This is a genomic window from Paenibacillus montanisoli (genome assembly GCF_003268025.1).
Classification (GTDB): domain Bacteria; phylum Bacillota; class Bacilli; order Paenibacillales; family Paenibacillaceae; genus Paenibacillus_Z; species Paenibacillus_Z montanisoli.
This window is the reverse complement of the sequence record NZ_QLUW01000003.1, coordinates 701,646-728,311: the sequence shown is the minus strand read 5'-3', so window position 1 is coordinate 728,311 and position 26,666 is coordinate 701,646. Positions and strand designations below refer to the sequence as shown.

24 protein-coding genes are annotated in these 26,666 nt (G+C 54.1%); 5 read left to right on the top strand and 19 right to left on the bottom strand.

Annotated features, from left to right (window positions below; all coding sequences use genetic code 11):
• Nucleotides 1–16 precede the first annotated feature (16 nt).
• From DL346_RS19265 to moaA, 4 genes are read right to left on the bottom strand one after another with little or no spacing between them, the layout of a single operon-like run.
• The gene (locus DL346_RS19265; RefSeq protein ID WP_112883819.1) at nucleotides 17–862 is read right to left on the bottom strand and encodes an undecaprenyl-diphosphate phosphatase; all 846 of its coding nucleotides are present in this window, start codon (nucleotides 860–862) and stop codon (nucleotides 17–19) included.
• Between the two features lie 40 nt (nucleotides 863–902).
• On the bottom strand, nucleotides 903–2,345 hold the full coding sequence (locus DL346_RS19260; RefSeq protein ID WP_240633293.1) for a bifunctional metallophosphatase/5'-nucleotidase: 1,443 nt from the start codon (nucleotides 2,343–2,345) through the stop codon (nucleotides 903–905).
• A 22-nt stretch (nucleotides 2,346–2,367) separates the two neighbouring features.
• Nucleotides 2,368–2,850, bottom strand: a complete 483-nt coding sequence (locus DL346_RS19255) for a molybdopterin-binding protein (RefSeq protein WP_240633292.1) — start codon at nucleotides 2,848–2,850, stop codon at nucleotides 2,368–2,370.
• A gap of 35 nt (nucleotides 2,851–2,885) precedes the next feature.
• Nucleotides 2,886–3,887 carry a GTP 3',8-cyclase MoaA gene (gene moaA / locus DL346_RS19250; protein WP_112883817.1) on the bottom strand — a complete coding sequence of 334 codons (1,002 nt, stop codon included), beginning with the start codon at nucleotides 3,885–3,887 and terminating at the stop codon, nucleotides 2,886–2,888.
• Nucleotides 3,888–3,998: 111 nt separating this feature from the next.
• On the opposite strand from moaA, the gene DL346_RS29785 reads away from it, so the two are divergent.
• Complete coding sequence (locus DL346_RS29785) at nucleotides 3,999–4,736, top strand: molybdenum cofactor biosynthesis protein (protein ID WP_112883815.1); 738 nt, start codon at nucleotides 3,999–4,001, stop codon at nucleotides 4,734–4,736.
• 151 nt (nucleotides 4,737–4,887) lie between these two features.
• On the top strand, nucleotides 4,888–5,943 hold the full coding sequence (locus DL346_RS19240; RefSeq protein WP_112883813.1) for an HD-GYP domain-containing protein: 1,056 nt from the start codon (nucleotides 4,888–4,890) through the stop codon (nucleotides 5,941–5,943).
• A gap of 930 nt (nucleotides 5,944–6,873) precedes the next feature.
• Here the strand turns inward: DL346_RS19240 and DL346_RS29150 are convergent.
• The 7 genes from DL346_RS29150 to DL346_RS19205 all read right to left on the bottom strand — a co-directional run bounded on the left by DL346_RS29150 (nucleotide 6,874) and on the right by DL346_RS19205 (nucleotide 13,428).
• Nucleotides 6,874–7,038 (bottom strand): hypothetical protein, encoded by a 165-nt coding sequence (locus tag DL346_RS29150; protein WP_165822578.1) that lies wholly within the window; start codon nucleotides 7,036–7,038, stop codon nucleotides 6,874–6,876.
• Nucleotides 7,039–7,454: 416 nt separating this feature from the next.
• A complete protein-coding gene (sufB, locus tag DL346_RS19230) occupies nucleotides 7,455–8,852 on the bottom strand; it encodes a Fe-S cluster assembly protein SufB (RefSeq protein WP_112883811.1) in 1,398 nt (465 codons plus the stop codon).
• 38 nt (nucleotides 8,853–8,890) lie between these two features.
• Complete coding sequence (gene sufU, locus DL346_RS19225) at nucleotides 8,891–9,316, bottom strand: Fe-S cluster assembly sulfur transfer protein SufU (protein WP_112883809.1); 426 nt, start codon at nucleotides 9,314–9,316, stop codon at nucleotides 8,891–8,893.
• The gene (locus tag DL346_RS19220) at nucleotides 9,303–10,529 is read right to left on the bottom strand and encodes a cysteine desulfurase (RefSeq protein ID WP_112883807.1); all 1,227 of its coding nucleotides are present in this window, start codon (nucleotides 10,527–10,529) and stop codon (nucleotides 9,303–9,305) included. Before DL346_RS19220 ends, sufU begins: the two co-directional genes overlap by 14 nt.
• The gene (gene sufD, locus DL346_RS19215; protein WP_112883805.1) at nucleotides 10,526–11,833 is read right to left on the bottom strand and encodes a Fe-S cluster assembly protein SufD; all 1,308 of its coding nucleotides are present in this window, start codon (nucleotides 11,831–11,833) and stop codon (nucleotides 10,526–10,528) included. Before sufD ends, DL346_RS19220 begins: the two co-directional genes overlap by 4 nt.
• Nucleotides 11,834–11,853: 20 nt before the next feature.
• Nucleotides 11,854–12,633 carry a Fe-S cluster assembly ATPase SufC gene (gene sufC, locus DL346_RS19210; RefSeq protein ID WP_112883803.1) on the bottom strand — a complete coding sequence of 260 codons (780 nt, stop codon included), beginning with the start codon at nucleotides 12,631–12,633 and terminating at the stop codon, nucleotides 11,854–11,856.
• Nucleotides 12,634–12,828: 195 nt separating this feature from the next.
• Nucleotides 12,829–13,428 carry a DUF1802 family protein gene (locus tag DL346_RS19205; protein ID WP_112883801.1) on the bottom strand — a complete coding sequence of 200 codons (600 nt, stop codon included), beginning with the start codon at nucleotides 13,426–13,428 and terminating at the stop codon, nucleotides 12,829–12,831.
• 155 nt (nucleotides 13,429–13,583) lie between these two features.
• Here DL346_RS19205 and mtnK point away from each other — a divergent pair, with 155 nt between their 5' ends.
• Together mtnK and mtnA are read left to right on the top strand one after the other, a co-directional pair.
• A complete protein-coding gene (mtnK, locus tag DL346_RS19200) occupies nucleotides 13,584–14,810 on the top strand; it encodes an S-methyl-5-thioribose kinase (protein ID WP_112883799.1) in 1,227 nt (408 codons plus the stop codon).
• A 21-nt stretch (nucleotides 14,811–14,831) separates the two neighbouring features.
• Nucleotides 14,832–15,893: an S-methyl-5-thioribose-1-phosphate isomerase gene (gene mtnA, locus DL346_RS19195; RefSeq protein ID WP_112883797.1), complete on the top strand. Its 1,062-nt coding sequence runs from the start codon at nucleotides 14,832–14,834 to the stop codon at nucleotides 15,891–15,893.
• A gap of 82 nt (nucleotides 15,894–15,975) precedes the next feature.
• On the opposite strand, the gene DL346_RS19190 is transcribed toward mtnA, so the two are convergent.
• The 3 genes from DL346_RS19190 to DL346_RS19180 form a co-directional block, all read right to left on the bottom strand.
• Nucleotides 15,976–16,281 carry a YunC family protein gene (locus DL346_RS19190; protein WP_112883795.1) on the bottom strand — a complete coding sequence of 102 codons (306 nt, stop codon included), beginning with the start codon at nucleotides 16,279–16,281 and terminating at the stop codon, nucleotides 15,976–15,978.
• 254 nt (nucleotides 16,282–16,535) lie between these two features.
• Nucleotides 16,536–18,449, bottom strand: a complete 1,914-nt coding sequence (locus DL346_RS19185; RefSeq protein WP_112883793.1) for a putative bifunctional diguanylate cyclase/phosphodiesterase — start codon at nucleotides 18,447–18,449, stop codon at nucleotides 16,536–16,538.
• 193 nt (nucleotides 18,450–18,642) lie between these two features.
• The gene (locus DL346_RS19180; protein ID WP_112883791.1) at nucleotides 18,643–19,023 is read right to left on the bottom strand and encodes a DUF423 domain-containing protein; all 381 of its coding nucleotides are present in this window, start codon (nucleotides 19,021–19,023) and stop codon (nucleotides 18,643–18,645) included.
• A gap of 82 nt (nucleotides 19,024–19,105) precedes the next feature.
• Between DL346_RS19180 and DL346_RS19175 the strand changes: the two genes are divergently transcribed.
• Nucleotides 19,106–19,552, top strand: a complete 447-nt coding sequence (locus tag DL346_RS19175) for a hypothetical protein (protein ID WP_112883789.1) — start codon at nucleotides 19,106–19,108, stop codon at nucleotides 19,550–19,552.
• A 55-nt stretch (nucleotides 19,553–19,607) separates the two neighbouring features.
• Here the strand turns inward: DL346_RS19175 and DL346_RS19170 are convergent, their stop codons facing one another.
• From DL346_RS19170 to DL346_RS19150, 5 genes are all read right to left on the bottom strand, one after another.
• On the bottom strand, nucleotides 19,608–20,408 hold the full coding sequence (locus DL346_RS19170; protein ID WP_112883787.1) for a phytanoyl-CoA dioxygenase family protein: 801 nt from the start codon (nucleotides 20,406–20,408) through the stop codon (nucleotides 19,608–19,610).
• 52 nt (nucleotides 20,409–20,460) lie between these two features.
• Nucleotides 20,461–23,232, bottom strand: a complete 2,772-nt coding sequence (locus DL346_RS19165) for an alpha-mannosidase (RefSeq protein ID WP_112883785.1) — start codon at nucleotides 23,230–23,232, stop codon at nucleotides 20,461–20,463.
• Nucleotides 23,233–23,305: 73 nt separating this feature from the next.
• The gene (locus tag DL346_RS19160) at nucleotides 23,306–24,196 is read right to left on the bottom strand and encodes a carbohydrate ABC transporter permease (RefSeq protein ID WP_112883783.1); all 891 of its coding nucleotides are present in this window, start codon (nucleotides 24,194–24,196) and stop codon (nucleotides 23,306–23,308) included.
• A gap of 18 nt (nucleotides 24,197–24,214) precedes the next feature.
• A complete protein-coding gene (locus DL346_RS19155; RefSeq protein WP_112883781.1) occupies nucleotides 24,215–25,171 on the bottom strand; it encodes a carbohydrate ABC transporter permease in 957 nt (318 codons plus the stop codon).
• Nucleotides 25,168–26,580, bottom strand: a complete 1,413-nt coding sequence (locus tag DL346_RS19150; RefSeq protein WP_112883779.1) for an extracellular solute-binding protein — start codon at nucleotides 26,578–26,580, stop codon at nucleotides 25,168–25,170. Before DL346_RS19150 ends, DL346_RS19155 begins: the two co-directional genes overlap by 4 nt.
• Nucleotides 26,581–26,666: the final 86 nt, after the last annotated feature.

Sequence of the window (26,666 nt, the reverse complement as noted above, 5' to 3'; positions counted from 1 at the left end):
ATATCGACAATTCGGATTAGCGCATGACGAACAGCCAGAATGCCGCCGCCAGGATGAACCGGTAGATCGCGAAGTGCGTCAATCTCACCTTTTGAATGTACTTCAGGAACAAGACGATAACCAGCCATGCAACGACGAAAGAAACGATGAAGCCTACGATAAAGAACATCAGGTTGTCGCCTTGAATATATTTGTAGCTTTCCAGCATTTCATATCCGGTTGCCGCCATCATGATCGGAATCGCCATCAAGAACGAGAAATCGGCTGCCGCTTTATAGCTTGTCCCGACCAGCATGCCGCCGGCGATCGTCGAGCCTGAACGCGAGAAGCCCGGCCATAGCGACAAGCATTGCAATAGCCCTATGCCGAACGCCTGCTTATAAGACATATCGTCCATCGTCTCGGCAACGACCGGAATGCGGCGCGTCTTCGACAACCGCTCCGCGACGATCATGTAAATCCCGCCGATCACGAGCGAGATCAATACCGGCGTTTGGTTGAAGCCCTCTCCTTTGATCACATCCTTCAGCAGAAAAGCGAGCAGCATCGCCGGCACGATGCCGAGCGCCACATGAATCAGGTTCAGCCTCTTTCCGAATCCTTTGCCGGAAGTGAGGGTTCCGAGCGACTTCGCCTTCCGGGACAAGCCGAACAAATCAAGTATCCGCTCCCAGTAGACGAGCGCCATCGCCAGGATCGCGCCAAGCTGGATGACAATCTCAAACGTAACGATCGCTTGGTCGTCCGACGCGATGCCAAGAAGCTTGTTGGTCAATATCATGTGGCCCGACGACGAGACGGGCAGAAACTCCGTTAATCCTTCCACTATGCCTATTATAACCGCGTGAATAATATCTCCCATTTCTTCCTCCTGTTTCGTAAAGCCTAAGCTCGATGTTGCATTAGTCCATGATCCAACGCTGCCGCCGGCTGTCGGCAACGGCGTCTGCATCCTGGAGCTCTTGCTCCAGTACGTCACGGATAAATTCGGGCAAATAAAAGCTGACCTCCGTGCCGAGTTTGATTTTCTCATATCCGACACCAAAGGTAAACATGTCGATCGTGCCCACGATATAATCGCGGTCATCCTGCAGCGGCTGCCCGCACGCCATGATCGAAGTAATTTTGCAGTAATCGGGCCGATCAAGAGAATAACGGATGTCGAGTCCGTCCACCGCAAGCGTACCCAGCACAACGCCGCGGAAGCCGAATCCCCGGATCGGCTTATCGATGAAGGTCCGCTGCAGCGCTTCCTCGAGCGACAAACGGATTTCCGTGCCGGTCAGCTTCATCCGGCACGGGTTGACCGGCGACGGGCACAGCGCGTGCAAATCGCCGGCCGTCACTTCGCCTGCGGCGAGGCCGCCGAGCAGCTGCCCCGTGTTGACGATGCCGATCTCGGCATCGGCTTTGCGCCGCAGGCCGGCGGCGAGCAAATTGCCGAGCGGCGACTCATGCTCGGCGCTTGCGGGCATGGGCTCGCTCAGCACGGTGATGACCCGGCCGAGACGCCGCCCGCTATCAGCCATGAAGCCGCCGATCAGCGCGGCGGCTTCAGGCTGCTGGCTGCGCTCATCCATCGGTACGCATTCAGCACGAATAATCGGCTTGCCTGTGGCGGCATCCAATTTAATCTCTACGCGTCCCAAGTACTCCCCGAACTTCCCGGCTGCGCAGATCGATGTCCGTCCGATTACTTCCGGCTCCTCCAGCAAATGATGCGTATGTCCGCCTAGTATGAGATCCAGTCCGGCGATTCCCGCAGCCATCCGCCGGTCCAGCGTGATTCCGATATGCGACATCACCACCAGGACGTCCACTTGCGGACGAAGCAGCGCCGCTTGCTCCGCCACAGCCGCCAGCGGATCCGTGGCATGCCAGCCCAGCAGCGTATAGAATTCGGAGAATGCCGCCGTTACGCCGATAAGGCCGATACGGAGCTTTCCTTTCCGGATGATCGCGTGAGGCAGCAGCCAGGACGGCCTGGCGCCGTCGCTGGTTTGATAGAAATTCGCGCATATCGTCTGAAAAGACGCACGCGTTCCGTAAGCCTCAGCCAACTGCTCAGGCGTAAACGTCAATCCCTCGTTGTTGCCGAATGTAACCGCCTCGTAGCCTGCGGCATTCATCAAGTCGATATTCGCGAGCCCATCGCTAGCCTCTGTCTCTACGCGCATGCGGTCCATATGGTCGCCGATATCTAAAGTCAGCACATGATCCGCCCCATAGGTAAGCCGCGTTTCCTCGATGTATGCCGCTATTTTGGCTGCCTGCTCCAGGCGGCTGTGTATGTCGTTGCTGTGAAGCAAGACGACGTCAGGCGCATCCATTGCCATATCCTTCATGCTTGCCTCCCGGTTACATGGACTAACGCTTCAATCGCAGCTCATCCGCGGAGAAGGTTTGTTTAAAGCCATAAGAAGCCTCGCCGCGTTTCTCTTCGTTATGGACAAACTTGAATGCGATGACGCTTTTTACATTTAAGCATTCGCTTGAACCGTGGGGCACATACAACCTGACCGGCCCGCCTTTCGGCAGCGGCGTCCCGTCCAGCGCAAATTGCACGGCAGCTTCACGAAGCTGCTCCCATGGGATCATCGCCTCGAACGTGTCGGCCGCCTCCACCTTCAAATGCGTAGGCAGCGTCGTTCCAGCCTCGATGCCTTGGCTAGCGCTCCACGCCTCAAACCAAGCTGCGAAATCGAATGCCTCTCCCGCGCCTCCTGCAATCCGATTGGCTAACGGAAAGCTGCTTCCCGCAAGCTTTGCCATTTCTTCCGCCGTAGTCGTAACGGCCTCTTTCCCGGTATATGCGATCGAAATCAACGTATTCCCCGATTGAGTACTCATGCCAATCCCTCACTCTTCCCCAATAAAATAATTAGCTAACCGCCGATCTGCGACATCCTTCTCGACGTTGGCTCGTGGCTTAAAGCTTCATTCGCAAGCTTCGCTGCCATCTCATGGTTTTGCGGCTTCAGATCCATCGCACGCCCGAATAGCTCGACCATCTTCGCGGGATCGCCAAGCGCCGGCTTGACGTTCAATTCGTCCACCCAATAGAGGCAAGGATGAATATGGCCGTCGGCTGTCAGACGAAGCCGGTTGCATCGTTTGCAGAATTGATCGCTGATCGGGTGGATGAGCCCGAACGAACCTTTGCCGCCCTCGATCCGGTAATCGTCCGAGGGACCGTTGCCCTGCACGTCATGGATCGGCGCGACCTGCAAGCCGTTCTCCTGCGCGATTTCCAATACGCGGGTCAGCGGCAGGTAGTGATTGCGCCAATTGTCGTCGGCATGGCCGATCGGCATATATTCGATGAACCGCACATGAAGCGGCTGCTCGTAGGCCATGCGCAGAAAATCGGCAATTTCATCTTCGTTGACGCCTTTTAGCAGCACGCAATTCAGCTTAATCGGCGCAAACCCGACCTTCGCAGCGGCTTCGATGCCTTGCAGCACCCGCTTCAAATCGCCGCGCCGCGCGATAAACTTGAAACGCGCGGGATCCAGCGTATCCAAACTGATATTGACGCGGTTAACGCCCGCTTCGCGAAGCGCTGCCGCTTGATCGGCGAGAAGCACGCCGTTCGTCGTCAGCGAGATATCTTTTATGCCCGGAATGGCGGACAGCTGGCGAACCAGATCGGCCAAACCCGGGCGAACCAGCGGCTCTCCCCCGGTAATCCGCAGCTTGGAAATGCCCAAGCTCGCACCGGCGCGCACAACCTCTGTGATTTGATCGTAAGTTAGCAAATTTTCCGCGGGCTCGAACTGCACCCCTTCCTCCGGCATGCAATACAAACAGCGCAAATTGCAACGATCCGTAACTGAGATGCGCAAATAATCGTGAACACGTCCAAAACGATCCGTTAAGGCTGACATTTTCCGTACTCCTCTCCGGTACCCAGTCTCTGCTTCTAGCATAACATTTTTGGACTCAATATGGTATGCTATGGAGACCATTAACATTACGATAGCGAGAGGTTAACTCACATGTCAGTAAAATGGAACATCCACTTATTCGCCGGACTGTCCGAGCGTTTCGGACAGCCGGTCATTATGCTGGAGCTGGAGCTGGAAGCTCTGACCGTCCGGCAATTGAAGCAGGAGCTGTCCGTCCGCTTCCCTGAAAGCGCGGCGCTCGTCTCGATCTCTTTCATGGCCTGCAACCAAGCGTATGCAGCCGATGAACAGCTCATTCATGCCACCGACGAGCTTGCGCTGCTCCCTCCTGTATCAGGAGGCGAAGATACGGCCGCTGCGGCAGAAATCGACGCCGTCGAACGCGCAAAGCGGTTTTTCATCACGGAAGAACCGCTGTCGGTCGATGCGATCACAGCCATGGTGATAGTGCCGAACAACGGCGCTGCGATTACCTTTACCGGTACGACGCGCGAATGGACGCACGGCTCGCGTACGGTCCGTTTGGAATACGAAGCGTACATCCCCATGGCCGTGAAGACGCTCGAGCAAATCGGCGACGAAATCGAGGAGCGTTGGCCGGGCGCACAGGTTGCGATCGCGCATCGGATCGGCGTCGTCGAAATTGCCGAAATTAGCGTGGTCATCGCCGTTTCCGCGCCGCACCGCGGCGATTGCTATGAGGCGAGCCGATATGCCATCGAGCGCCTGAAGCAAATCGTGCCGATTTGGAAGCGCGAAATATGGGAAGACGGCTCGGAATGGAAAGGCCATCAGCTGGGTCCTTGGGATCCGATTTCTAAAATATAACTAGTTAAACCTTGGATTTAAATCCATTTTATTGAAAACTTTAATAGGAATTTAGGTATTTTTTCATAGCGCTCTCATTGCCAATTTTGCATTTTATTGCTACCATAGTCTTATCATGCCTACTTTCATTGATAAGTCATGGAGGTAACTTATGCGGATCCATGTGACGGAGCTTAGAGATGGCGATATTTTAAACAACGATGCGTTCAACGATTTCGGTTTGCATGTCCTGTCCAAAGGCACCAATTTGTATGCCAGCGAAATTTCGAAGCTTTATCAACACCAGATCGAATATGTCGATATCAACCCGAGGCCGCAGGAGGAAGTATCAGCAAGAACGATAGAATCAGGCCTCAATCCGAAATGGCTTCCGACGATGCAGCCCATATACCAAGATGTCATTAACGGCTATGAGCAGCTATTCCTCGAAGCGATGCAAAGCGGGAAGATCTATGAGGATGATGTCGTACATACGTTCCAGCCCCTGGTCGATAATTTCAAAATGGAGCGCGACGTCGTCTCGATGCTGTTATTGCTGAACACGAAGGACGATTACACCTACCAGCATTCCGTTCAAGTTGGGATGCTTGCCTATTATTTAGCCACATGGCTTGGATACCCGGAATCCGAGGCGGTCAAGATCGGACAAGCCGGCTTCCTTCACGATATCGGGAAATGCCAGATATCCGACGACATCCTCAATAAGCCGGGCAAACTTTCGGAACAAGAGTATGAGCTGATCAAGAAGCATACGCTTTACGGCTACCAAATCATTAAAGATTCCTTCGGCGAATCGCTTGCCGCGACCGTGGCGCTTCAGCATCATGAACGCATGGACGGCACCGGTTATCCGAACGGGGTGAAGGGCGAGGATCTTCATCCCGTCTCCAAAATCGTCGCCGTGGCGGACGTATACAGCGCCATGATCTCAGCCCGCGTATACCAGAAGAAGCGCGACCTGCTCTTCGTCCTAAAGGAGCTGTACCGGATGAGCTATAACGAGCTGGACGCTTTCACGACGCATACCTTTATCAAGCATATGATCCCGAACTTCATCGGCAAGCAAGTCGAGCTCGAGAGCGGCGAGATCGGCACTATCATTATGACTCATCCCTCCGAATTTTTCCGGCCATTAATCCGCGTAAACGATCGCTTCATCGATTTAACTGCGGAACGCAGCCTCGAAGTCAAGCAAGTCATTCTATAGCGTAGAAAGCAAAAAACTCCGGTCCGCATTGCTGCGGACCGGAGTTTTGTTATGCCTGCATCGGCCATTAGCCGATCGAGCCTGCCGTTAAGGCGGGAATATCCCTACCATCTACCTATTGGATATTTTTAATCAACCGCGTTCCCAATATTTCGGGAGCGTTTTTTTGTAGGCTCTATTAAAGTTTGACTGTCTAATCAGCGTGTCGTTTGAGCCATCGAGTAATCTTAAAGTTCCAAAGAACGGTAAGTAGCAATGCCGGATAGCACAAAGCAGAGTACCACAACTTCCATGATATATAGTAAAAGAAACCTGATTTTAAAGCAGCGACTTCATAAACAAGGCAAAACGCTGTCCACCACAATATATAAATGCATTGGCGAATTTTTGTCCTTTGGAATGGATAGTAATTCAAAAATATTGCATTTACAGGGGGATACAGTAGTATGGGGAGAAACCCTGACCATTGAATTCCGGGTGCTATGTATCCGAACAGGTTGAGTTTCAGATCCAATATCATGTCAGAATTAGCTTCCATAACAAGTGAGAATAGCGTCACGGACCAAATATCAAGCCAAGAGATCCGTTTCGGCATGAAAATCGCAATCGTGTAAAATAGTATGAGCGATGCAATAAGAAATAAAATTGTTATCCCACCAATCTAGAGGTCTAAGAATACCTTAGCCATGAGTGTGAATTTCGGCTTGTCCTTTTCAGTGACATTACCCTTGGGATCCTTCATAACTGGATTATAAATAATCAAAAATCCACATGAATCCAAGCGTGAAAAGAATCGAAAGCAACAGGGCTATAAGCGGTTTTTTGTAATGGAGAAAAAGCATTGGATACATAATGATGTAGAAAATCACACTCCACCCCATGTTCCATCCCCTAGAATAATCCAAGCGGCCGTTCAGGTAAAAAATGTACTTAATTGACGAGCTTATTGAAAAGCTCAGCAGCATCAATCAGGAACGCGTGCTTGAAGGTGATCTCTCGGGTTATGAAATCCGAGTTCTGTCCCAAAATAGCCTTAATACGAGCGAGATTGGCAGGCAACATCGCAGAAAATACATCGCTATGACCCTGATCCATTATGAAGTTCACCTCCTCGCCAAATCCATTGATAATTTGTCCATTTTTTACCGTTTTATCCGATTACGCACACTGGTTATTCAGCTACTCTGCGGTACTTCCCACTGGCAACTGTTAACTAATGCTCAAATTGGCTTGATTGCTTTCATGATTTTCAATCATTCCCCCCAACTCCTGCCAGCAGCAATACGAAAAAGCCCCGACCGCTTGTGACTTTCGCCACCCAGCCGCGAGAGGGGCTTTGGATAGTTACTAAAGGGAACATTGAAAAAAAGGTCCGTACTTACCTTTTTTAAAAGGTAAATACGGACCGTTATTTTACATCTAGCCGGCATAAATTGGGAGCAAACATAAAATACGTGTCCGAGCGCCTTGGACACAAGAGTGTCAAAGTCACCGCAGACACGTATTTGAATTTATCCGATGCTTCCTTCCATTTCGAACTTGATCAAACGGTTCATCTCAACCGCATATTCCATCGGAAGTTCTTTCGTGAACGGCTCAATGAAGCCCATTACGATCATTTGCGTCGCTTCGGCTTCGGTCAATCCGCGGCTCATCAAGTAGAACAACTGATCCTCGGACACCTTGGAGACCGTCGCTTCGTGCTCAAGCGTAATGTTGTCGTTCATAATCTCGTTATACGGAATCGTATCCGAAGTCGATTCGTTATCGAGTATAAGCGTATCGCATTTGATGTTTGCTTTAGAGCCTTCGGAGTTGCGGCCGAAAGAAGCAAGTCCGCGATACGTCACTTTACCGCCGTGCTTACTGATCGACTTGGAAACGATGGTCGACGTCGTATCAGGCGCAAGGTGCGTCATCTTCGCGCCCGCGTCCTGATGCTGGCCTTTGCCCGCTACTGCGATGGAAAGTACCATGCCTTTCGCGCCGCGGCCTCTCAGCACGACAGCCGGATATTTCATCGTCAGCTTGGAGCCGATGTTGCCGTCAACCCATTCCATCGTCGCATTCTCATCCGCAACGGCACGCTTCGTAACGAGGTTGTAGATGTTCGGCGCCCAGTTCTGGATCGTCGTATAACGGCAGCGCGCGTTCTTCAGCACTAGAATCTCTACGACTGCGCTGTGCAGCGAGTTTGTGCTGTAGATCGGAGCTGTACAGCCTTCAACGTAGTGCACGAAGCTGTCTTCGTCCGCAACGATCAGCGTACGCTCGAATTGGCCCATGTTCTCGGAGTTGATCCGGAAATAAGCTTGCAGCGGAATTTCGCATTTGACGCCCTTCGGAACATAGATGAAGCTGCCGCCCGACCATACAGCGCTGTTCAGCGCGGCGAACTTGTTATCGTTCGGCGGGATGATCGTGCCGAAATATTGCTTGAAGATTTCCGGATATTCGCGAAGCGCCGTATCGGTATCGGTGAAGATAACGCCCTGCTTCTCCAGGTCTTCCTGCATGCTGTGGTAAACGACCTCGGATTCGTATTGCGCGGATACGCCGGCCAGGAATTTCTGCTCCGCTTCCGGAATACCTAGCTTATCGAACGTTTCCTTAATCTCCGTAGGAACTTCTTCCCACGTTTTGCCTTGCTTCTCGGACGGACGAACATAATACTGGATATCGTCGAAATCCAGATCGTCCATATTGCCGCCCCATTTCGGCATCGGCATTTTGTTGAATTGCTCCAATGCTTTCAAACGGAACTCCAGCATCCAGTCCGGTTCGCCTTTGATTTCCGAGATTGTGCGAACAACCTCGGGCGTCAGGCCTTTGCCGGACTCGAATATCGCTTTATGCTCATCGCGAAAGCCATATTTATAGTCCTCTAAATCAGGCAGTTGTTTTGCCATTTTAATAAGCCTCCGATCACGCGCGATCAAATCGCGCCTTATTGATTCTGATGTTCGATCCCTTTGCGCAGCGCATTCCAAGAAAGCGTCGCGCATTTGATGCGGGCAGGGAATTTGCTTACGCCGGACAGAGCCTCGATGTCTTCCAACTCTTCGAACTCTTCCTGTCCGCCTTTAATGAAGGAGGAGAATCTTTCCGCAAGCGCAAGCGCCTCTTCCGTCGTTTTGCCCTTTACGGCCTCGGTCATCATCGATGCCGAGGACATGCTGATCGAGCACCCTTCTCCGGTAAACTTCGCTTGCTTGACGATCCCGTCTTCCACTTGAAGCTGAAGCGTGATGCGGTCGCCGCACGTTGGATTATTCAAATTAACGGTTAGAGAATCTTCGTCCAAAGTGCCGCGGTTCCGCGGGTTTTTGTAATGATCCATGATGACGCGGCGGTATAAATCATCCAATTCCATGACCGAAGAACTCCTTTGTTTGCTGGAGGCCGTCGACAAGCCGGTCCACGTCCTCTTCGGTATTGTATAAATAAAAGCTTGCTCTAGCTGTAGATGAAACATTCAAATAGCGCATCAGCGGCTGGCAGCAGTGATGCCCGGCACGAACGGCAATGCCTTTCGTATCGAGCACGGTCGCAACATCGTGAGGATGAACGTCATCCAAATTAAAGGTCACAAGACCGGCACGGTTGTCTTTCGGACCGAAGATCGAAATGCCGTTAATCGTGCTAAGACGCTCATAAGCGTAAGCGGCCAGCTTATGCTCGTGCCTCTCGATCTCGTCAAGACCGATCTCGCTCAAGAAATCGATCGCGGCGCCAAGTCCGACAGCGCCGGCAATGATCGGCGTGCCGCCTTCAAACTTCCAAGGCAGCTCCTTCCAACTGGAATCGTACAGATCCACGTGGTCGATCATCTCGCCGCCGAATTCGATCGGCTCCATCGCTTCAAGAAGCGCCTTCTTGCCATATAATGCGCCGATCCCAGTCGGCGCGCACATTTTATGGCCGGACAAGGCATAGAAATCGCAATCCAGATCGCGTACATCCACTTTCATGTGAGGCGTGCTTTGAGCGCCGTCTACAACCATCTTCGCGCCGTGGCGGTGAGCGATGGCCGTAATTTCCTTGATCGGATTAATAACGCCGAGCACGTTCGATACGTACATGACCGAAACGATCTTCGTCCGGTCGGTAATCGTCGCTTCAACGTTCTCCAGATTAATGGAGCCATCCTTCTCAAGCGGGATAAATTTCAGCGTTGCGCCGGTCGCCTTGGCTACTTGCTGCCATGGGATCAGGTTGGAGTGATGCTCCATTTGCGTGATGACGATTTCGTCGCCTTCGCCGCAAACCGATCTCGCATAGCTGGATGCGACCAGATTTAGCGCCGTCGTCGTGCCACGCGTGAAAATAATCTCTTGCGGGCTTGCCGCATTGAGAAACGCCGCTACCTTTTCGCGCGCGCCTTCATAGGCGTCCGTTGCGCGGGAGCCAAGCGTATGAACGCCGCGGTGCACGTTCGCGTTGTCCATCTCGTAATACCGACTGACCGCATCAATGACGGAACGCGGCTTCTGTGAAGTCGCCGCGCTGTCCAGATAGACGAGCGGATGCCCGTTTATTTGCTGATGCAGGATCGGAAATTGCTCTCTGATCGCCTGCACGTTCATCCTTCCAGCTTCCTTTCCAGCAGACGCTGGAGCTGTTCTTTGACCGCGTCGATCGGAATTTCCGATACGACAGGGGCCAAGAAACCGTGAATGATCAAGCGCTCCGCATCCTTCTTCGAAATACCGCGGGACATCAAGTAGTACACCTGCTCCGGATTCACTTGTCCGACGCTTGCCGCGTGTCCGGCTTTAACATCGTCCTCGTCAATCAGCAGAATCGGGTTTGCGTCGCCGCGCGCCTTCGGGCTTAGCATCAATACTTTCTCCGCTTGTACCCCGTTGGACTTCGTTGCACCCTTCTCAATCTTAGTGATGCCGTTAATGATTGCTGTCGCTTGGTCTTTCATGACCGCGCGGGTAACCATGCTGCTCTCGGTATTGCGTCCGAAGTGAACCGCGCCGGTTGTCAGGCTCATCTGCTGCGAATTCGTGCCGATGCTGATCACTTTGGCGTCGGAGTTCGCGCCTTTGCCTTTCAGCAGCGATTGCGTATCCGACATCGTGTGGCCGTCGTGAAGATCGCCGATCACCCATTCGATGATGCCGTCGTTCTCGACGACAGCGCGGCGGACCGTCAAATCGATGACATTGGCGGACATGTGATGCACCGTCGCGTAACGGACATGTGCGCCCGGCTTCACGATGACTTCGACGATGGACTGTTTGGCGAGGGACTCCGCGCCTTCGCCATGTTCGCTCACGACGTTGTCTACATACGTAACGCGGCTGTGATTCTCGGCTACGAGCAGGACGCGCGGCGCGAATACGGCGCCGGCGTCATCGCTGTAGAACAGCGCCTGAAGCGGAAGCTCGATCTCGACGTTCTTCGGAACGTATAGGAAAACGCCGCCGTTCCAGATCGCCGATTGCAGCGCCGTCAGTTTGTTTTCGTCTTGCGGCACGACTTGGAACAGGTATTTCTGTACCAGATCGCCGTGCTCGCGAGCCGCTGTTTCGAGATCAGTGAAAATAACGCCTTTGGCAGCCAGCTCCGCCGACAACTGCGAATGCACGCTCGTGCTGTTGCGCTGAACGACTAGTCCGGCCTGCGCCCCTGCGGCGAGCTCGCTCGCCGAGCTTGGAAGCTCGCTTACGGATGAAATGCGGGTCTGCGATGTATGGTTACCGATCGCCGCCAAGTTCCAACGGCTGATGCGGACTTTTTCGGGAGTTGGCCATTCCAGCGTTTCCGCCAGCTCAGCCCCTTTGATTCTTAGTTCTTCAAGCCATGCCGGCTCGCCTTTGCTTTGAGATAAAGCAGAAACTGTCTGGCGGTTAACCGGAGTCGATAATTGTGTACTCATTTCCCTTGCTCCTCCTCCGATTAAACCTGTCCTACCGTTTCATCCACGATGCCAAGCTCATCTTTAACCCAGTCGTAACCTTCGTTTTCGAGACGCTCCGCGAGCTCAGGCCCGCCGGATTTCACGATGCGGCCTTGCATCATGACGTGTACGAAGTCAGGTTTAATGTAATTAAGAAGGCGTTGGTAGTGCGTAATGATCAGGAAGCCGCGGTCTTCGGAGCGCATGGCGTTGACGCCGTTCGCCACGATTTTGAGGGCATCGATATCAAGGCCGGAGTCGATTTCGTCCAGCACGACGATTTTCGGATCCAGCATCATCATTTGCAAAATTTCGTTCCGCTTCTTCTCGCCGCCGGAGAAGCCCTCGTTCAAGTAGCGGTGCGCGAATTCGGGATTCATTTCCAGCTCTTTCATCTTGCCTTCCATCTGGCGGATGAATTTGATCAGCGAAATCTCTTTGCCTTCCTCGCGGCGAGCGTTGATGGCGCTGCGCAGGAAGTCGGAGTTCGTCACGCCGCTGATTTCGCTTGGATACTGCATGCCAAGGAACAAGCCCGCGCGCGCGCGTTCGTCTACGCCCATCTCCAGCAGGTTCTCGCCGTCGAGAATAACTTCGCCGTCCGTTACTTCATATTTGGGATGACCCATGAGCGCCGACGCCAGCGTACTTTTACCCGTACCGTTCGGACCCATGATGGCATGAACTTCTCCGCCTTTTATTTCAAGGTTGATGCCTTTTAAGATATCTTTGCCTTCGATGGCTGCCTTGAGACCATCGATTTTGAATTGTGTTGCCATGGTAAACTGCTCCCTCCAGATGATTCGGACGTTTCTGCGCAAAACGGGTTTGCCTGCTATTGGAGGGCAAAACCGTTTCGCGATTATTGAAACTATTCCTCTTTTAGAATAATTCTAAATTGATTCTCAGTGATTCTCAATTATATTTTAGTATAGTTTTCACCGTAAATCAATGCGCCTGCGCCTACTTCGCGCCTAGCTTGTACTCGTCTGCCCGAGCGCATTGCGAATTTGATCTATTTTCTGATTGAATTCGGCATCGGACAGTACGGGCTTCGCGCCGGACACATCGAGCTCCTCCGGAAGATTCACCCAGGATTTACATCCGTTGTACTGATCCTGCATTGGCAATGAAAGCGGCTTCTCGAGCTTACTGACCCGCAGCAGCAGCAGATGGAGCGGCTTAGTCCGTTTCCATTTCAACCTATCTTCGGCAAATGATTCGGTCCAGATATGGAAATCCTCTAATTTGTTCAAGGTTTCTTGGTCGTAAATCTCGATATCGTCGACCGCCTCCGCGATCGCGCCGATCTCAATCGCTTCCGCCCCCGGTTTCCATTTATCCATAATTTGGCGGACTTCGTCCCGGTAGGGCTCCTTCAAGAGCTCCGGTCTTTGGTGCTCGTATGCGGGCATCAAGCAAAACCGCGGCGCCTTCAGCCGGAAATCTCTCGTTTCCTCCGCGATCCCGCCTTTGCGCAGCACCATAATGAGCTTCCCTTCGGTCAGTGCATTCACCGCAACCGCCCATTCCTTGAGCGCGATCGGCTGCAGCTGATCGGTCGTTCTGTTCATTCTCCTCACCCTCGTTCCTTCGCAATTACATGTATTATAGCAAAGCAAGGTATTCCAACGCGAAAAAATATTCGCTATACTGTTCTTATTTGGGGTCATGCGAACGATCGAGAGGCCCATTCGAGCATTAACTACTTTCCGGAGGTGGGCAACTGATGTCAACATATCATCCATTAAGCGAAGCCGAAGCGATCGAAATCGCGCGCACGCTCGAAGGCGTATTCGCGCCAGACGCGAAGCTGGTCAGCCGCGAAATCGGCGACGGCAACCTGAACCTGGTGTTCCATATCTCGGACCCGGCAACGGGCCGCAGCATTATTATGAAGCAGGCTCTGCCGTATGCGAAAGTCGTCGGCGAATCCTGGCCGCTTACGCTGGACCGCGCGCGCATCGAAAGCGAGGCGCTTATGCTTGAAGGCAAGCTGGCTCCAGGGCTTGTACCAACCGTTTATCTGTATGACAAAGAGCTGGCGCTTACCGTCATGGAGGATTTAAGCGATCACGTCATTATGCGCCAAGGCCTTATGAACGGCGGCCGCTATCCGCAGTTCGCGGAGCATATTTCCACGTTCCTTGCCCAAACGCTATTCTTTACCTCCGATCTTGGGCACAATCAACAGGAGAAGAAGCTTCGCTCCGCCGGCTTCATTAACCCTGAGCTGTGCAAGATCACCGAGGATTTGATCTTTGATCATCCGTTTACGGATGCCGATACGAACAATTTCGAGCCGGCAATTCGAGACGAGGCCGAAGCGCTATGGAATGACGGCGCCCTTCATCTTGAGGTCGCGCTGCTTCGCGAGAAGTTTCTAACGCACTCGCAGGCGCTGCTGCACGGAGATCTGCATACCGGCAGCATCTTCATTACCCCGGAGTCGACGAAGGTCATCGACCCTGAGTTCGCTTATTTCGGCCCGATGGGCTTCGATATCGGCGCCGTTATCGCCAACCTGCTCCTGAATTTCGCTGCGCGCGAGGGCTGGGACAAGACGGCGGCGGATCGCGATGCGTACCGCGCTTACTTGCTGAAAACCGTCCGCGACGTCTGGACGAAATTCGAAGCCAAATTCATCGCCCTGTGGAACGAGCACGGCGTTGACCGATTGGCCGCGGCCGCTCCGGGCTATAAAGAAAACTACATGCGGCGCCTGCTGCAGGATACGGTCGGCTTTGCCGGCTGCAAAATGGTCAGACGAATCGTAGGTCTTGCCCACGTTGCGGATATTGACAAAATCCAGGACGCAGCCGTCCGCGAACGCGCGCAGCGCCTGGCCCTTGAAATCGGGAAGACGTTAATAAAAACGAACCGCAGCGCGTTCTCCATCAACCAGCTTATCGACGCCGTGGAAACCGCAGCAGCAAAGGCTGCGGTTCAGGCTTAACGAAAGGAACCAATCACACCTATGGAATCAACCACGTCCTATAAAGGCCTGCAATCCGTCATCTGGGCAGGCAGCCATCTCGACCTGCTCGATCAGCGGCTGCTGCCCGAAGAAATCGTCTATTTGCCGCTCGTCACGACTGAAGATGTCTGGGAAGCGATCCGCCATCTGAAGGTTAGAGGCGCTCCTGCGATCGGCATCGCCGCCGCTTACGGCGTCGTGCTAGGCAGCCGCGATGCCGCGGACGCCGCCGCTTGGCTTGAAGCGGTGAAAACCTCCGCTTCTTATCTCGCCACTTCCCGCCCGACGGCGGTTAATCTGTTCTGGGCGCTCGACCGTATGACCGCTCGCGCCGAAGCGCTTGCCGCAAGCGGCGCGGACGTATCCGCCTGCAAGGAAGCGCTGCTGCAGGAAGCGATCACGATCCAAAGCGAGGACGAAGAGACGAACCGTCTCATCGGCGAGCATGCGCTGACGCTCTTCCAAGACGGCATGGGCGTGCTGACGCACTGCAACGCCGGCGGACTTGCGACAGCCAAGTACGGCACGGCGCTGGCGCCGTTCTACCTCGCGCTCGAGCAAGGCATTAAGCTTCGCGTATTTGCCGATGAAACGCGCCCCGTCCTGCAAGGCGCTCGCCTGACGGCGTTTGAGCTGCAGCAGGCCGGCGTGGACGTCACGCTCATTTGCGATAACATGGCCGGCATGGTCATGAGCAAGGGCTGGGTCGACGCCGTGATCGTCGGAACCGACCGAGTAGCCGCTAACGGCGATGTCGCAAACAAAATCGGCACTTACAGCGTAGCCGTTCTGGCGAAGGCGCACGGCATTCCGTTCTATGTCGCATGCCCGCTGTCTACGATCGATCTGAACACGCCGTCCGGCGGAGAAATTCCGATCGAGGAGCGCCATGAGAACGAAATCACGGAAGGCTTCGGCAAACGGACGGCACCGGCAGGCGTGAAGGTCTACAACCCGGCCTTCGATATTACGCCGAACGAATACGTGACCGCCATCATAACGGAGAAAGGCATCGTAAAGCCTCCTTATGACGTCAACCTGAAGAAACTGTTTCAAGACTAATCGATAAAAAAAGTAAGGGTTGCCCCGATGCCGGCATATGCTGGCTCTGATCGGGGCAACCCTTTTGCATGGAATATTACATCTATATCATCAAGAGAAGCGCATCCGCGCCTTTCATTCCAACTGTAATGCCCAGCGCCTCCGCACCAGCCGTAACGGATTCCAGCGGCGACTCCATGAGTTCAGCCAGCGTTTTCACGCCGACGGCACGGCCTGCTATGATTCCTCTGTCCTTTAACCGTTCGTTCAGAAGCGCGACATCGAGCGCGCCGCACATGATATAGCCTTTATCCGTCGTCACGGCAAGCAGCGTTGTTTTGGGAAGAAGCACCTCCACACCGAGCACCGTTACGCCTCCGGAAAGCGTGATGGGAACCATTCGCATCATCCGAACCACCTCCTTCCACTCCTGCAGCACGGCAGGCAGCCTTAAGCACGAAATACTTCTTCACTATATGCGTTCGACGGCAACGGAGTGTTGGTTGGATAACCTACGGCTAGATTACTTTTTATATGCAAGTTCAGCCTACGAGGGCTGCTTTCTTGATGCAATACGATATCGTGCGCCACCTGTTCAACATCGACATTCTCGTGCGACTTTATAAAAACAAAGGAGCCTCCGTTAAGGAGAGCTCCTTTGTTTTATCCCGCCTTAGCGAGAAGCGCCTGAACGGCTTCGCCGCGCATAGGCGGCCCCCACAAGAAGCCTTGCATCTCATCGCAATCGTGGGCTTGCAGAAACCGTTTCTGCTCCTCGGTCTCTACCCCTTCGGCAATGACCTGCAGATTCAAATTATGCGCCATTGCTATAATAGCTGCCACGATCGCGGCATCGCTCGGATCCTGCTGAATATCCCGGACGAACGAACGGTCGATTTTCAGCCTGCCGATCGGAAGATTCTTCAAGTAGTGAAAGGAGCTGTACCCCGTTCCGAAATCGTCGATGCTGATCGTGACGCCCAGCTTCGTAAGTTCGAGTAGACAACGGGATGCATGCGCGACATCGATCGTCATCGTCTCCGTGATCTCTAAATCCAAGTACTTGGCATCAAGCGAGGTCGCCCGCAAAATGTCGGCTACCTTCTCATGCAAATGCTGCTGCATGAATTGGCGGATCGACAAATTGACCGATACCGGGACTTTGCGCAGCCCGGCATCCTGCCACGCTTTATTTTGCCGGCACGCTTCCCGCAGCACCCATTCCCCGATCTGCACGATCAGGCCATTCTCCTCGGCCAGTCCAATGAACTGTCCCGGAGGCACCAGTCCCCGCTCAGGATGCTCCCATCGAACGAGCGCTTCGACGCCGACGATCTCGCCCGTTTGGAGATGATATTGCGGTTGATAGTGCAGCACAAGCTGCTCCTTCTGCAGCGCGATCTTCAAATCATGCTCCAGGGCCAGCCGCTCTCTCGAACGATCATCCCACTCTTCCGAATAGAACAGGAAATCGTTCTTGCCGCTTTCCTTCACCTTGGCCAGCGCAAAATCCGCTTTCTTCACGAGATGTCCTGCTTCATCGTCCGCCGAATGGTTAACGGCAATGCCGATACTCGCCGTGATGTTAAACGGGAAGCCTTGCAGCTCGAAAGGCTCGTCCAGCAGCAGCTTGAGCGTCTTCGCTTTCTCGTTCAGCTCCTGCTCGTCGCCGGTATGGGTATAGAGAATGGCGAACTCGTCGCCCTCCATTCGCGCAGCCGCATCGGACTCGGACAAGCCGCGCGTCACCCGCTCCGCAACCTGAAGCAGCAGCATATCGCCGAATTCACGGCCGAAGGTTGCATTAAGCAGCTTAAAGCGATCGACATCGAGCTGGAAGACGGCCAAACGCCCAAGTTCCCCGCGCGCCTTCGCTTCCGCCAACCGGTCATCCAGCATCCGCATGAAGGAATGCCGGTTCGGCAAGCCCGTCATGTCGTCATAGTTGGCCATGTAACGGATCCGCTCTTGGATCCGGTTCCCGTCGCTGACGTCCTGGCTGATGATCAGAATCCCGATGCAGCTCCCGCTGCGCATAATAGGCGCCGTATTGATATTCAATTTATACGTATAGCCGGAAAAATGCTTAATATCAATGATCATGTCCTTCAAATCGCCTTGCAGCGCCTGCTGGAAAGCGGACATCATCCCCTGCTCGTTGGCGGAATCGATCAGCGGGAAGAACGATTTCCCGATGAGCGCGCCTGGCTCGTAGCCGAGCATCCGGCTTGACGCTTCATTCATCTCCAAAAACTTTCCTTGCGGATCGATGATGGCAAGCGCAACCGGGTTATAAGTAAGTAATGCCTCTACGATCGGCGTTTCGATCGAGGAATTCAGCTCAGTCCGTTTGCGGGTACTGGCTGCTATAAGAAGACTTGCGGCAATAACGAGAAGGCCCGCTGCAGCGACGGCTTCGAGCCAAAAGGTAAAATCATCCTGCCAGTATGCAGTTAATCCGCCAATAAACATACCGACCAGCGTCCAAATGCCTGCAACGAAAATACAGCCGCGAACGCTTGCAAACCGCCGAGACGGCTTGGGCCGGACTGGAGACGGCTCCACGTTTACGATCACACTTCATCTTCCTTCCGCTTCGGCATGATCCGTCACATTTCATCATTATAATCGATTTTGGCCGAATCTGGAATCTGCATTTTTCTAACTGGCAGGCTTCTCAATGGCATAAAAAAGACGATTTCAACCTTTAACGAAAACTAGCCAGCCTTCGTCTCGCGAAATCGTCACTCTGTTTTTGCTCTCTTTCGTTCTACCTGCTCTTGGCCTTCCAAATCGAATAAGCCGCCATGCCCCAAGCAACAATAAACGCAAGCCCGCCAAACGGCGTTATGATGCCGAGCGCCTTGGTGTCGGACAAGCTAAGCGCATACAAACTGCCGGAGAAAAGGAAAATACCGATATGCATCAATCTCGCCGCCCAGCGAATCCCCCGCTCCTGACCGACCCGCTCAGCAGCCAGCGCAAGCAGGAAAAGCCCGATGGCGTGATACATGTGATAACGGACGCCGGTTTCGAACACATTCAGCATTTCTTCGGTCAGCCGATCCTTCAGTCCGTGGGCGCCGAAAGCGCCGAGCGCGACGGCAAGCAGCGCATGGACCGCGCCGTACGCGCCGTATTTATTAAACATCGCGTTCTCCATCCTTTCCAATGGCTGTAAATTAAGTTAGAATGTACGATAGCAAACGATTGATAAAGGAGACCTATTCAAAATGAATGAACACGGCAGCGAGAACAATTACCCGCAGGGCGGCTTTTCTCCATTACCGGACGCAGGCGAGGCAACGCCGCAGAAAACGCAATCCAAGCTTGGCATTGCTTCATTTATCATCGGACTCATCAGCATTATCTGTTTTATCGTAGCTATAATTCTCGCAACATCATTCATTATGGACCACAATTTTGCGAACAGCAACTCTCTGCAGCAGGAAATCGAGGCGAATATGCAAGATATCGAAGCCTTTGCGCCGATTATCGGGGCTGGCTTGCTGATCATCGGCTCGATGGGAGCCAGCATTGTCGGGCTAATCCTAGGCATTGTCGGCGCTTGCGCCAAGCATAAACGCAAGGCGTTCTCCATTATCGGCATTGTGCTCAATGCGATGCTGCCGGTCGGGTTTTTCGGCTTATTTCTGCTCGGGCTTACGATGGGCGGTTAAAACAACAAAGAGGAAGAGCGCGGTTGCCCGCGGCTCTTCCTCTTTTGTTGTTTCATTAGGCGCCGTTTCCGTCATCAAACGGAGGAGGATCATAGTTAGCGCCGTACGGCGCATCCGGACGGGAGAACTCGCCCATCAACGCGCGGCGAAGCGGCGTCGTCCGCTCCAGGAAAGATGGCGAGTTTTGCAGCCGGTCAGATGGCTTTACCCATGGCGGACTATAAATATAGTGCATCGTATACCGGTCGTAGTCGCCGTCGTGCGCATACGTGCGGTGCCAGACCGCATTGTGGAACAGCAGCACCGAACCCGCTTTCGCGCAGATGACATGGCCGATCGGGAGGTCTCCCTTCTCTTTCCGCAGCGCTTCCGGCAGCGGAACTTGGCTTCGGTGGCTGCCCGGGATGAGCTCCATGTTCCCCATCCGCGGCTGCGATTGATCCGTCAGCAGAAAGGACGCCCGCAGCTGGACAAGCGGAATGAACGGGAAGCTGAGCTTATTGAAATTGTAAGCCCCCGAACCGTCCTGATGCCAGCCGCCCATGCCGCCGAAGGCCGGCTGCTTCGTATTCCAGCCGGACTGCATAATGAAGCGGTCGCCATAAAGCCCTCTAATCTTCGGGAGCACCGCCGGGTGATCCATCAGCCGCTCGAGCGCGGGCTCCGATTCGTACCCTCGTCCCACTTGACCGAAGCCTTCGGTCTTCGCCTCTCGATGGATGCGAACCGAAGCCTCCAAGCATTGCTGCGCTTCTTCAGCGCTAAGCACATCCGGAATAATCAAATAGCCCCAAGATTCGAACATAAAACGTTCAGTGTCCGTAAGCGCGCCATGCGACGCGACCGGATTCAACATGTTCATCTCTCCTAATCCATTGAGTGAAATAAGTGCATGAATAGAAAATCGTTCAGACGGCAGGATGGAAGGTCAACCGGATGGTCTGAATCCGTTTGGCGCCAAGTTGCAAGCGAATGGTCCCATTAGTTAAAGATAGACCGGCAAAATCCGCCGCAAGCTGCTCGTCGAGCGATACTGCCTCGGCACTGGCGACAGGACGGTCAAACGTCAATACGGCCGTTTCCGCGTTCTCCGATGCATTAAAGAGTCGGATGACGTAAGCGCCCGGCGCTGCGTGCTCCGCTTGTTGCAGCGCGCTGACGCGGACGGAAGCATTATCGACCTGCACGTAGGAATGAACGGCAGGCAGGTTTCGCTCCCGTTGCTGAAGCGATTCATAGCGGATTTCGTCCTTGCGCACCGTCAGCGACTTCAAGCCTGCGGCGAATTGCTCGCGTTCGCCCCATAGCGAAGGCAGCGGCGAGAACTCGGCTTCAAACGGACGAATCGCATATTCAAAGGACAGCTCTCGCAGCAGCTGCCCTCCGTCGCCGCCGTCGGTGAGCACTTCCTTGTTCGTGCTGCGGAACAGAGTAAGCACCGCAGTGCGTGCCGCATCATCCCGCATCGACATTTCGTATAGCCCTTTCGAGTAGAGCGCGAGTCCGGCTTTATCGTCCTTCAAAGCGACAAATCCGTTATATGGCGCGTCGCCTGGCGCCGTCTCCAGATAGGCCGAATAATCCGGCTTCTGCACCGGCCGCTTCACCAGATCAAACGGCGTGCTCGCGTAGTAATGTTCTGTCTGGATGCCCGTCGGGAACAGCAGCTTAAGCCGGTGATTGCGCGCCGTGTTCTGGACGACGGTGCGGCAGCGCAGCACAGGGTCATCCTTGCGAAGCTCCAGGTAGGTGCGGATCGTCAGGACGGCTTTCTCGTCCAAGCGCCGTGAATCATCCGGCGAGATGCCCGCCGGCACCGCAAACGAGATTTCCGCGCAAGCGATGCTGACCAGCGGCCCGTCCGCGACTGTCGAGATAACGGCACGGCAGCTTGCGGAATGGAAGATCGGATTATTCGGCGGCGCGACATAATTCCAGCCCTCCCCGATATCCGCTTCATCTTCGAACAGCAGCAGGCTGTCATAGACGCGTCCTGTTTGCAGCTCACTTATACATATCGTTCCGTTTTCCCGGATATGCACTTCGATCCGGCCGTTATTCCACGTCGTCGGATTCACCTTCATCGTCCCGAGAAGTCTGCGCGGCTGCACAATCTCAGGCATGTACTCGCCATGCCGCGGCCCCGGGATGACCACTTTCTCCAGCGCAAAGGCCGCGTAGCCAAACGAAGGAATGCTCCCTTTGAAAGCGAGCGTCAGTCGATCCACGGTTTCAGCGCCCGGAATATCGCGGTACTTGCGGATGCGCCGCACTTTGTTCTTCGCGATGTCAACGACTTGGCAGTCGATCAGCCGGCCTTCCGCGTCGCGCAGCTGCAGAAAGCTGCCGCCGAGCCCGATCCCTCTCAGCCCGCCGGCACTGTCATGCGGAAGCTCCGCTTCGGCGATGACGATGCCATCACTGGAATCCTGCACCGGATTGTAAACGACCAGGATATCCGAACCTTCCAGCCCGCTCGGATCGATGTGATTCGCCACATACAGCAGCTGCTCGCGGAGCATATGCTCGGCAATCAGCCGGCTTTGGTCGAAGCGGTAGATCATGTCCCGGTGGACTTGATCGATGGAGCAGCCGCAGATCGAATCATGCGGATGATTCTGCAGCAGAAATTGCCAAGCTTTATCGAGGAATGCGCGCGGATAGGCTCTTCCCTCCAGCTCCGCAAAAACAGCCCACGGCTCGGCCCATTTCTCCAGCAGAAGCTCGCATTGCTGATTCAATTGTTTCAAATGAATGCGGGAGGACAGCACGTTGACGAGCACCCAGTTATTGATGCCGTTATAGCCGTGCGATCGCTGCTCGCCGCGGTAGACCTCCAGCTCGCCTACTTTATCGCGAAGCGCATCCAAATACTGCTCCAATGCAGCGTGGACGAACTTGACGCCTTCCAGCGCCTCGGCCTCATTAAGCGTTTGCAGCAGCCACGGCAAGCGCGGCTCGATTTCAATATGATCGACGCCATCCATCCCCAGCATGATGTCCGTCGTCGCCCGTTCGCTCTTGTAAGCCAGCATCGATTTTGCGCGTTCAATCAGCTCCGGCACGTCATAGTTGAAATTCCGGTCCACGAACGGCCAGCGCAGGAAGAAATAGAAATCGCCGTAAGCCCGGTCCTCGTCCAGCTTGAGGCCAAGCACGCGGCTGCCATCCGCGCCTTCCCACACGATCTCGGCCTTGTCGGCGTCTCCATGGAAGCCGCGGAAGAGCACCGCGTTATCGATGCCAAAGCCGCGCAGCACCTGCGGGAATTGGCTGTTATGGCCGAAGATATCGGTGACATAGCCCGACTTCACCGGCTCTACGCCAAGCTTGCGCGACTCGCGGAAGCCGGACTGCAAATTGCGGATCAGCGACTCGCCGCTGACCAAAAATTCATCCGGCATGACATACCACGGCCCGACGCCGATGCGCCCCTCCCGAATGTAACGCGTTAGCTGCTCCCTGCGTTCCGGACGAATCTCGAGATAATCGTCAAGCACGATCGTCTGGCCGTCCATCAAAAAATAACGATAGTCCGGGCTCGTCTCCATCGTATCCAGCAGCTCGTCGATCATGTAGATAAGCCTCGTGCGAAAACCTTGGTAATCCTGGTACCATTCACGGTCCCAGTGGGTGTGGGACACGACATATACGGTTTTGACGGATGATTGAGTCGACATTTGTTCCTCCTAATCTGACCGGGCGGCACTGATCATGCGGCCCGGCAGCGTGCGCTTATTTTGGATCGAACCGCTAACCTTTAATGCCTGCCATTGCATAGCCTTGAATGAAATTGCGTTGAAGCAGTAAATAGACGAGAATCGGAGGCACGACGACAATCGCAGTAAGGGCGAAGAAGTCCGGATACTCCGGCACCTGGCCGCTTTGCATCATCGTGGTCAACAGGCTGGTGACGCCCGTATTGATGACCTGGATATTCGGATTGTTAATGGCGACGAGCGGCCACAGGTAATCATTCCAAATCGAGATGAACGTTGTAATGATAATGACTACGAGAACCGCGCGCACCATCGGAAAATAGATGGTGAATATCGTTCGGAACACGCCTGCACCGTCAATCCGGGCAGCTTCCTCATACTCGAACGGGATCGACTCCATCGTTTGCTTCACGAGAAAAATGGCAGCTACGTTCACAATCCCGCTGCCGAGCAGAAGCGCTCCCCACGTATCGATCATGCCGTGCCCGCCTAACCCTTGCCAGTTGTTGCCGCCTAGGAAAGGAAAACGGGCGAAAAGCAAATACGTCGGGATGATCGTCACCTGAGCCGGAATCATCATCGACGTCAGGAAGACGACGAATACCGAATCGCGTCCTTTGAATCGCAATTTTGTAAACACATAAGAGGCAATAAGCGAGACCAGGCACGTAACGACGATAAAATATAAGCTTCTAAGAGCCGTGTTGATCAAGTACCGGTAGATCAGCGAGTTGTGGATGAGGTTCACGTACCGGTCCAAATTGAATTCGGTCGGAATCGGAAGAAGAATGGTGGCGTAATAATCTTTGTTGGAGCCGATGGAAGCCAAGACCTGAAACAGGAACGGGTAGAACATGACGGCGCTCCCGATAATGAGCAGCAAATAAATGGCGAAGGTCTCAAGTTTGCTTCGTTCATTAACCATAGCTTAGCGTTCCTCCATCTAAGTTTGGTTTCGCTGCGATATGCGGTATTGAATCATCGTCAATGTGAAAGTGAACAGAAGCACCATCACGGAAGACGCGCTCGCCATCCCCATATTGAACGATTGAAACGCATCCTGGTAGATGCGGTGCAAAATAATGTTCGTGTGTCCTTGCGGACCGCCGCGCGTCAACAGCTGGACCGGTTCGAAGATTTGGAAGCTGGCAATAATGCCCATGATGGCAATATACATCGTAATCGGACGCAGCGATGGAAGCGTGATATAAAGTAAGATATTGAACCTGGTTGCTCCGTCAACCTTCGCCGCTTCATAGAGCGACGTGTCGATCCCCTGCAGCCCCGCCAAATAGATGATGACTGTCCCGCCAATACCCTTCCAGATCGTAATCAGGATGAGCCAGAAGGTCATCCAGAAGACGCTCTGTTGAAAGATGATCGTCTCCATGCCGAACCGTTCCATCACATTGTGCACCAAGCCGGTTACGGGATCGAGCACTGCATTCGCGATTTGGGCGACAACCGCAAAGGAGACGACGACGGGCAGATACCACAGCGTCCTGTACAGGCCTACACCTTTTACCTTCTGGTTCAGCAATAGCGCGATGAAGAAGCCGACCGACATGCAGCCGACCAGAATAAGCAAGCCGTAAAATCCTGCGCGCAGCAAGGTCAGCAGGTAATCGCCGGTCGTAAAGAACCGCTCAAAGTTGTCCAGGCCAACCCACTTGGGCAGACCAAGCACGCCGTTCCATTCCGTGAAGGACAGGTAGATAACGAACAGAACCGGGAATAACGAAAAAACGGCGAAGAACGCGAACATCGGGGCTAATAGCGAGTAGCCGATCGCTCCGTCGCGATGACGGTTATAGAAGAGGCGCAGCCGCTGCCGGAAAGACAACGAAGCATCCCCGGGCTGCGCCCGGGGAGCTTCCTTCTTGAACGGAATTCTACTCATTTAAGCTGTTCCTCGGCCGTTTTTTGCGCTTCCTTCAACGCATCCTCGATCGGTTTATCGGTTGTCAGCGTAATATCCTGCGCCTTGTACCACGCTTCCCAAATTTGCGGACCGTTCTTCGGATAAACCGGGAGCGGAGCGCTTTCCTCGTTTGCTACGATTTCATTGAATACCTGAAGCTCCGGATACGTTTGGAGCAGCTGCGGGTTTTTGCCTGCTTCCATGTTCGCCGGCAGGCGTCCGGTCGCGTTCGCTTCCATTTCCTGATACTCTTTGCTCGCCAATATTTTGAGGAACTCGAGCGCCGCTTCAGGATGCTTCGATTGCTTGAGCGCATAGAAGAGCGTATTGCCGACGATGACGTTGCCCGTATGGCCTGGCTCAGGCACGGGCAGCGGCGCAAAGCCGCAGTTCGTGCAGCCCATTTGCTTGCCCCATGCGATATGCCATGGTCCGTTCACGGCGAACGCCACTTTGCCGCTGTTCAACAGGTTGAAGAATTGACCTTCGTCGGTCATGGAAGTGGAGCCGGGCGGCGCCGTTTTGGCCAGCTCGCGCAGGAACGTGAGGGCTCTAACGTTCTCCGGCGAATCGAAGGTTACGGCGGACCAGTCGGCCGTCGTGAAATCGCCGCCGACTTGGCGCATGAACGGCGCAAGCCGGAACGTGCCGCCAAGCCCCATGTTCTGGACGATGGTGCCGTAGTATTCACCTTTGCCGTTTTCCGTCGCTTTCTTGGACATGTCAAGCCATTCGTCCCATGTCTTCGGCGGCGTGTTCGGGTCCAGGCCTACTTTGGCCATGACATCTTTGTTGTACACCAGGCTGAATACGCCCGTCATTTGAGCGACCGCATACGGCTTGCCGTCGTGCATCGCCGCTTTCATAGGACCTGGAGCCAGCTGGGCAGCCACGTCCTGAGGCACCTCCAGAAGCGCGCCGATGCGCGCGAATTCCGGAATGAAGTCCTCGCCGTCGGCAACATCAGGCGGATTGCCGCCCATAACGGCGACCATGATGGCTTGACGGAGGGTGTCCGCCCAGCCCTTATCGATATATTTAATCGTAATGCCCGGGAACTTCTCTTCCATCTTTGTCTGAATATAATCATATATCTTCGCTGCGGTCGGATCGTTTGCTTCAGGCATGGCATTGGCGACGTTATGGCTCCATACCGTTAATTCGAAGGGCTCTGCCGCAGGAGCGGCCGTCGCGTCATTGCTGCCGTCATCCCCCGTATTCGTTGCCGCTGCCGTGTCGGAAGTGTCGGTTGAGGCTGCATTGCCATTTGAGGCCGTCGAATTCTCTTTGTTACCGCTTCCATTTGAATTGTCAGAACAAGCTGCCAAAACGAGTGTCGAAACCAGGAAGATGGACAAAATCGCGGAAAACCATTTGCTTCCCTTCATTGACCCAAGCCCCTCTCGCCTCTAAATTGCTTGAAGCTGCTAGCATGACCCAATCGCTATAAAATAATATGTCAGCGGTAAGTCTC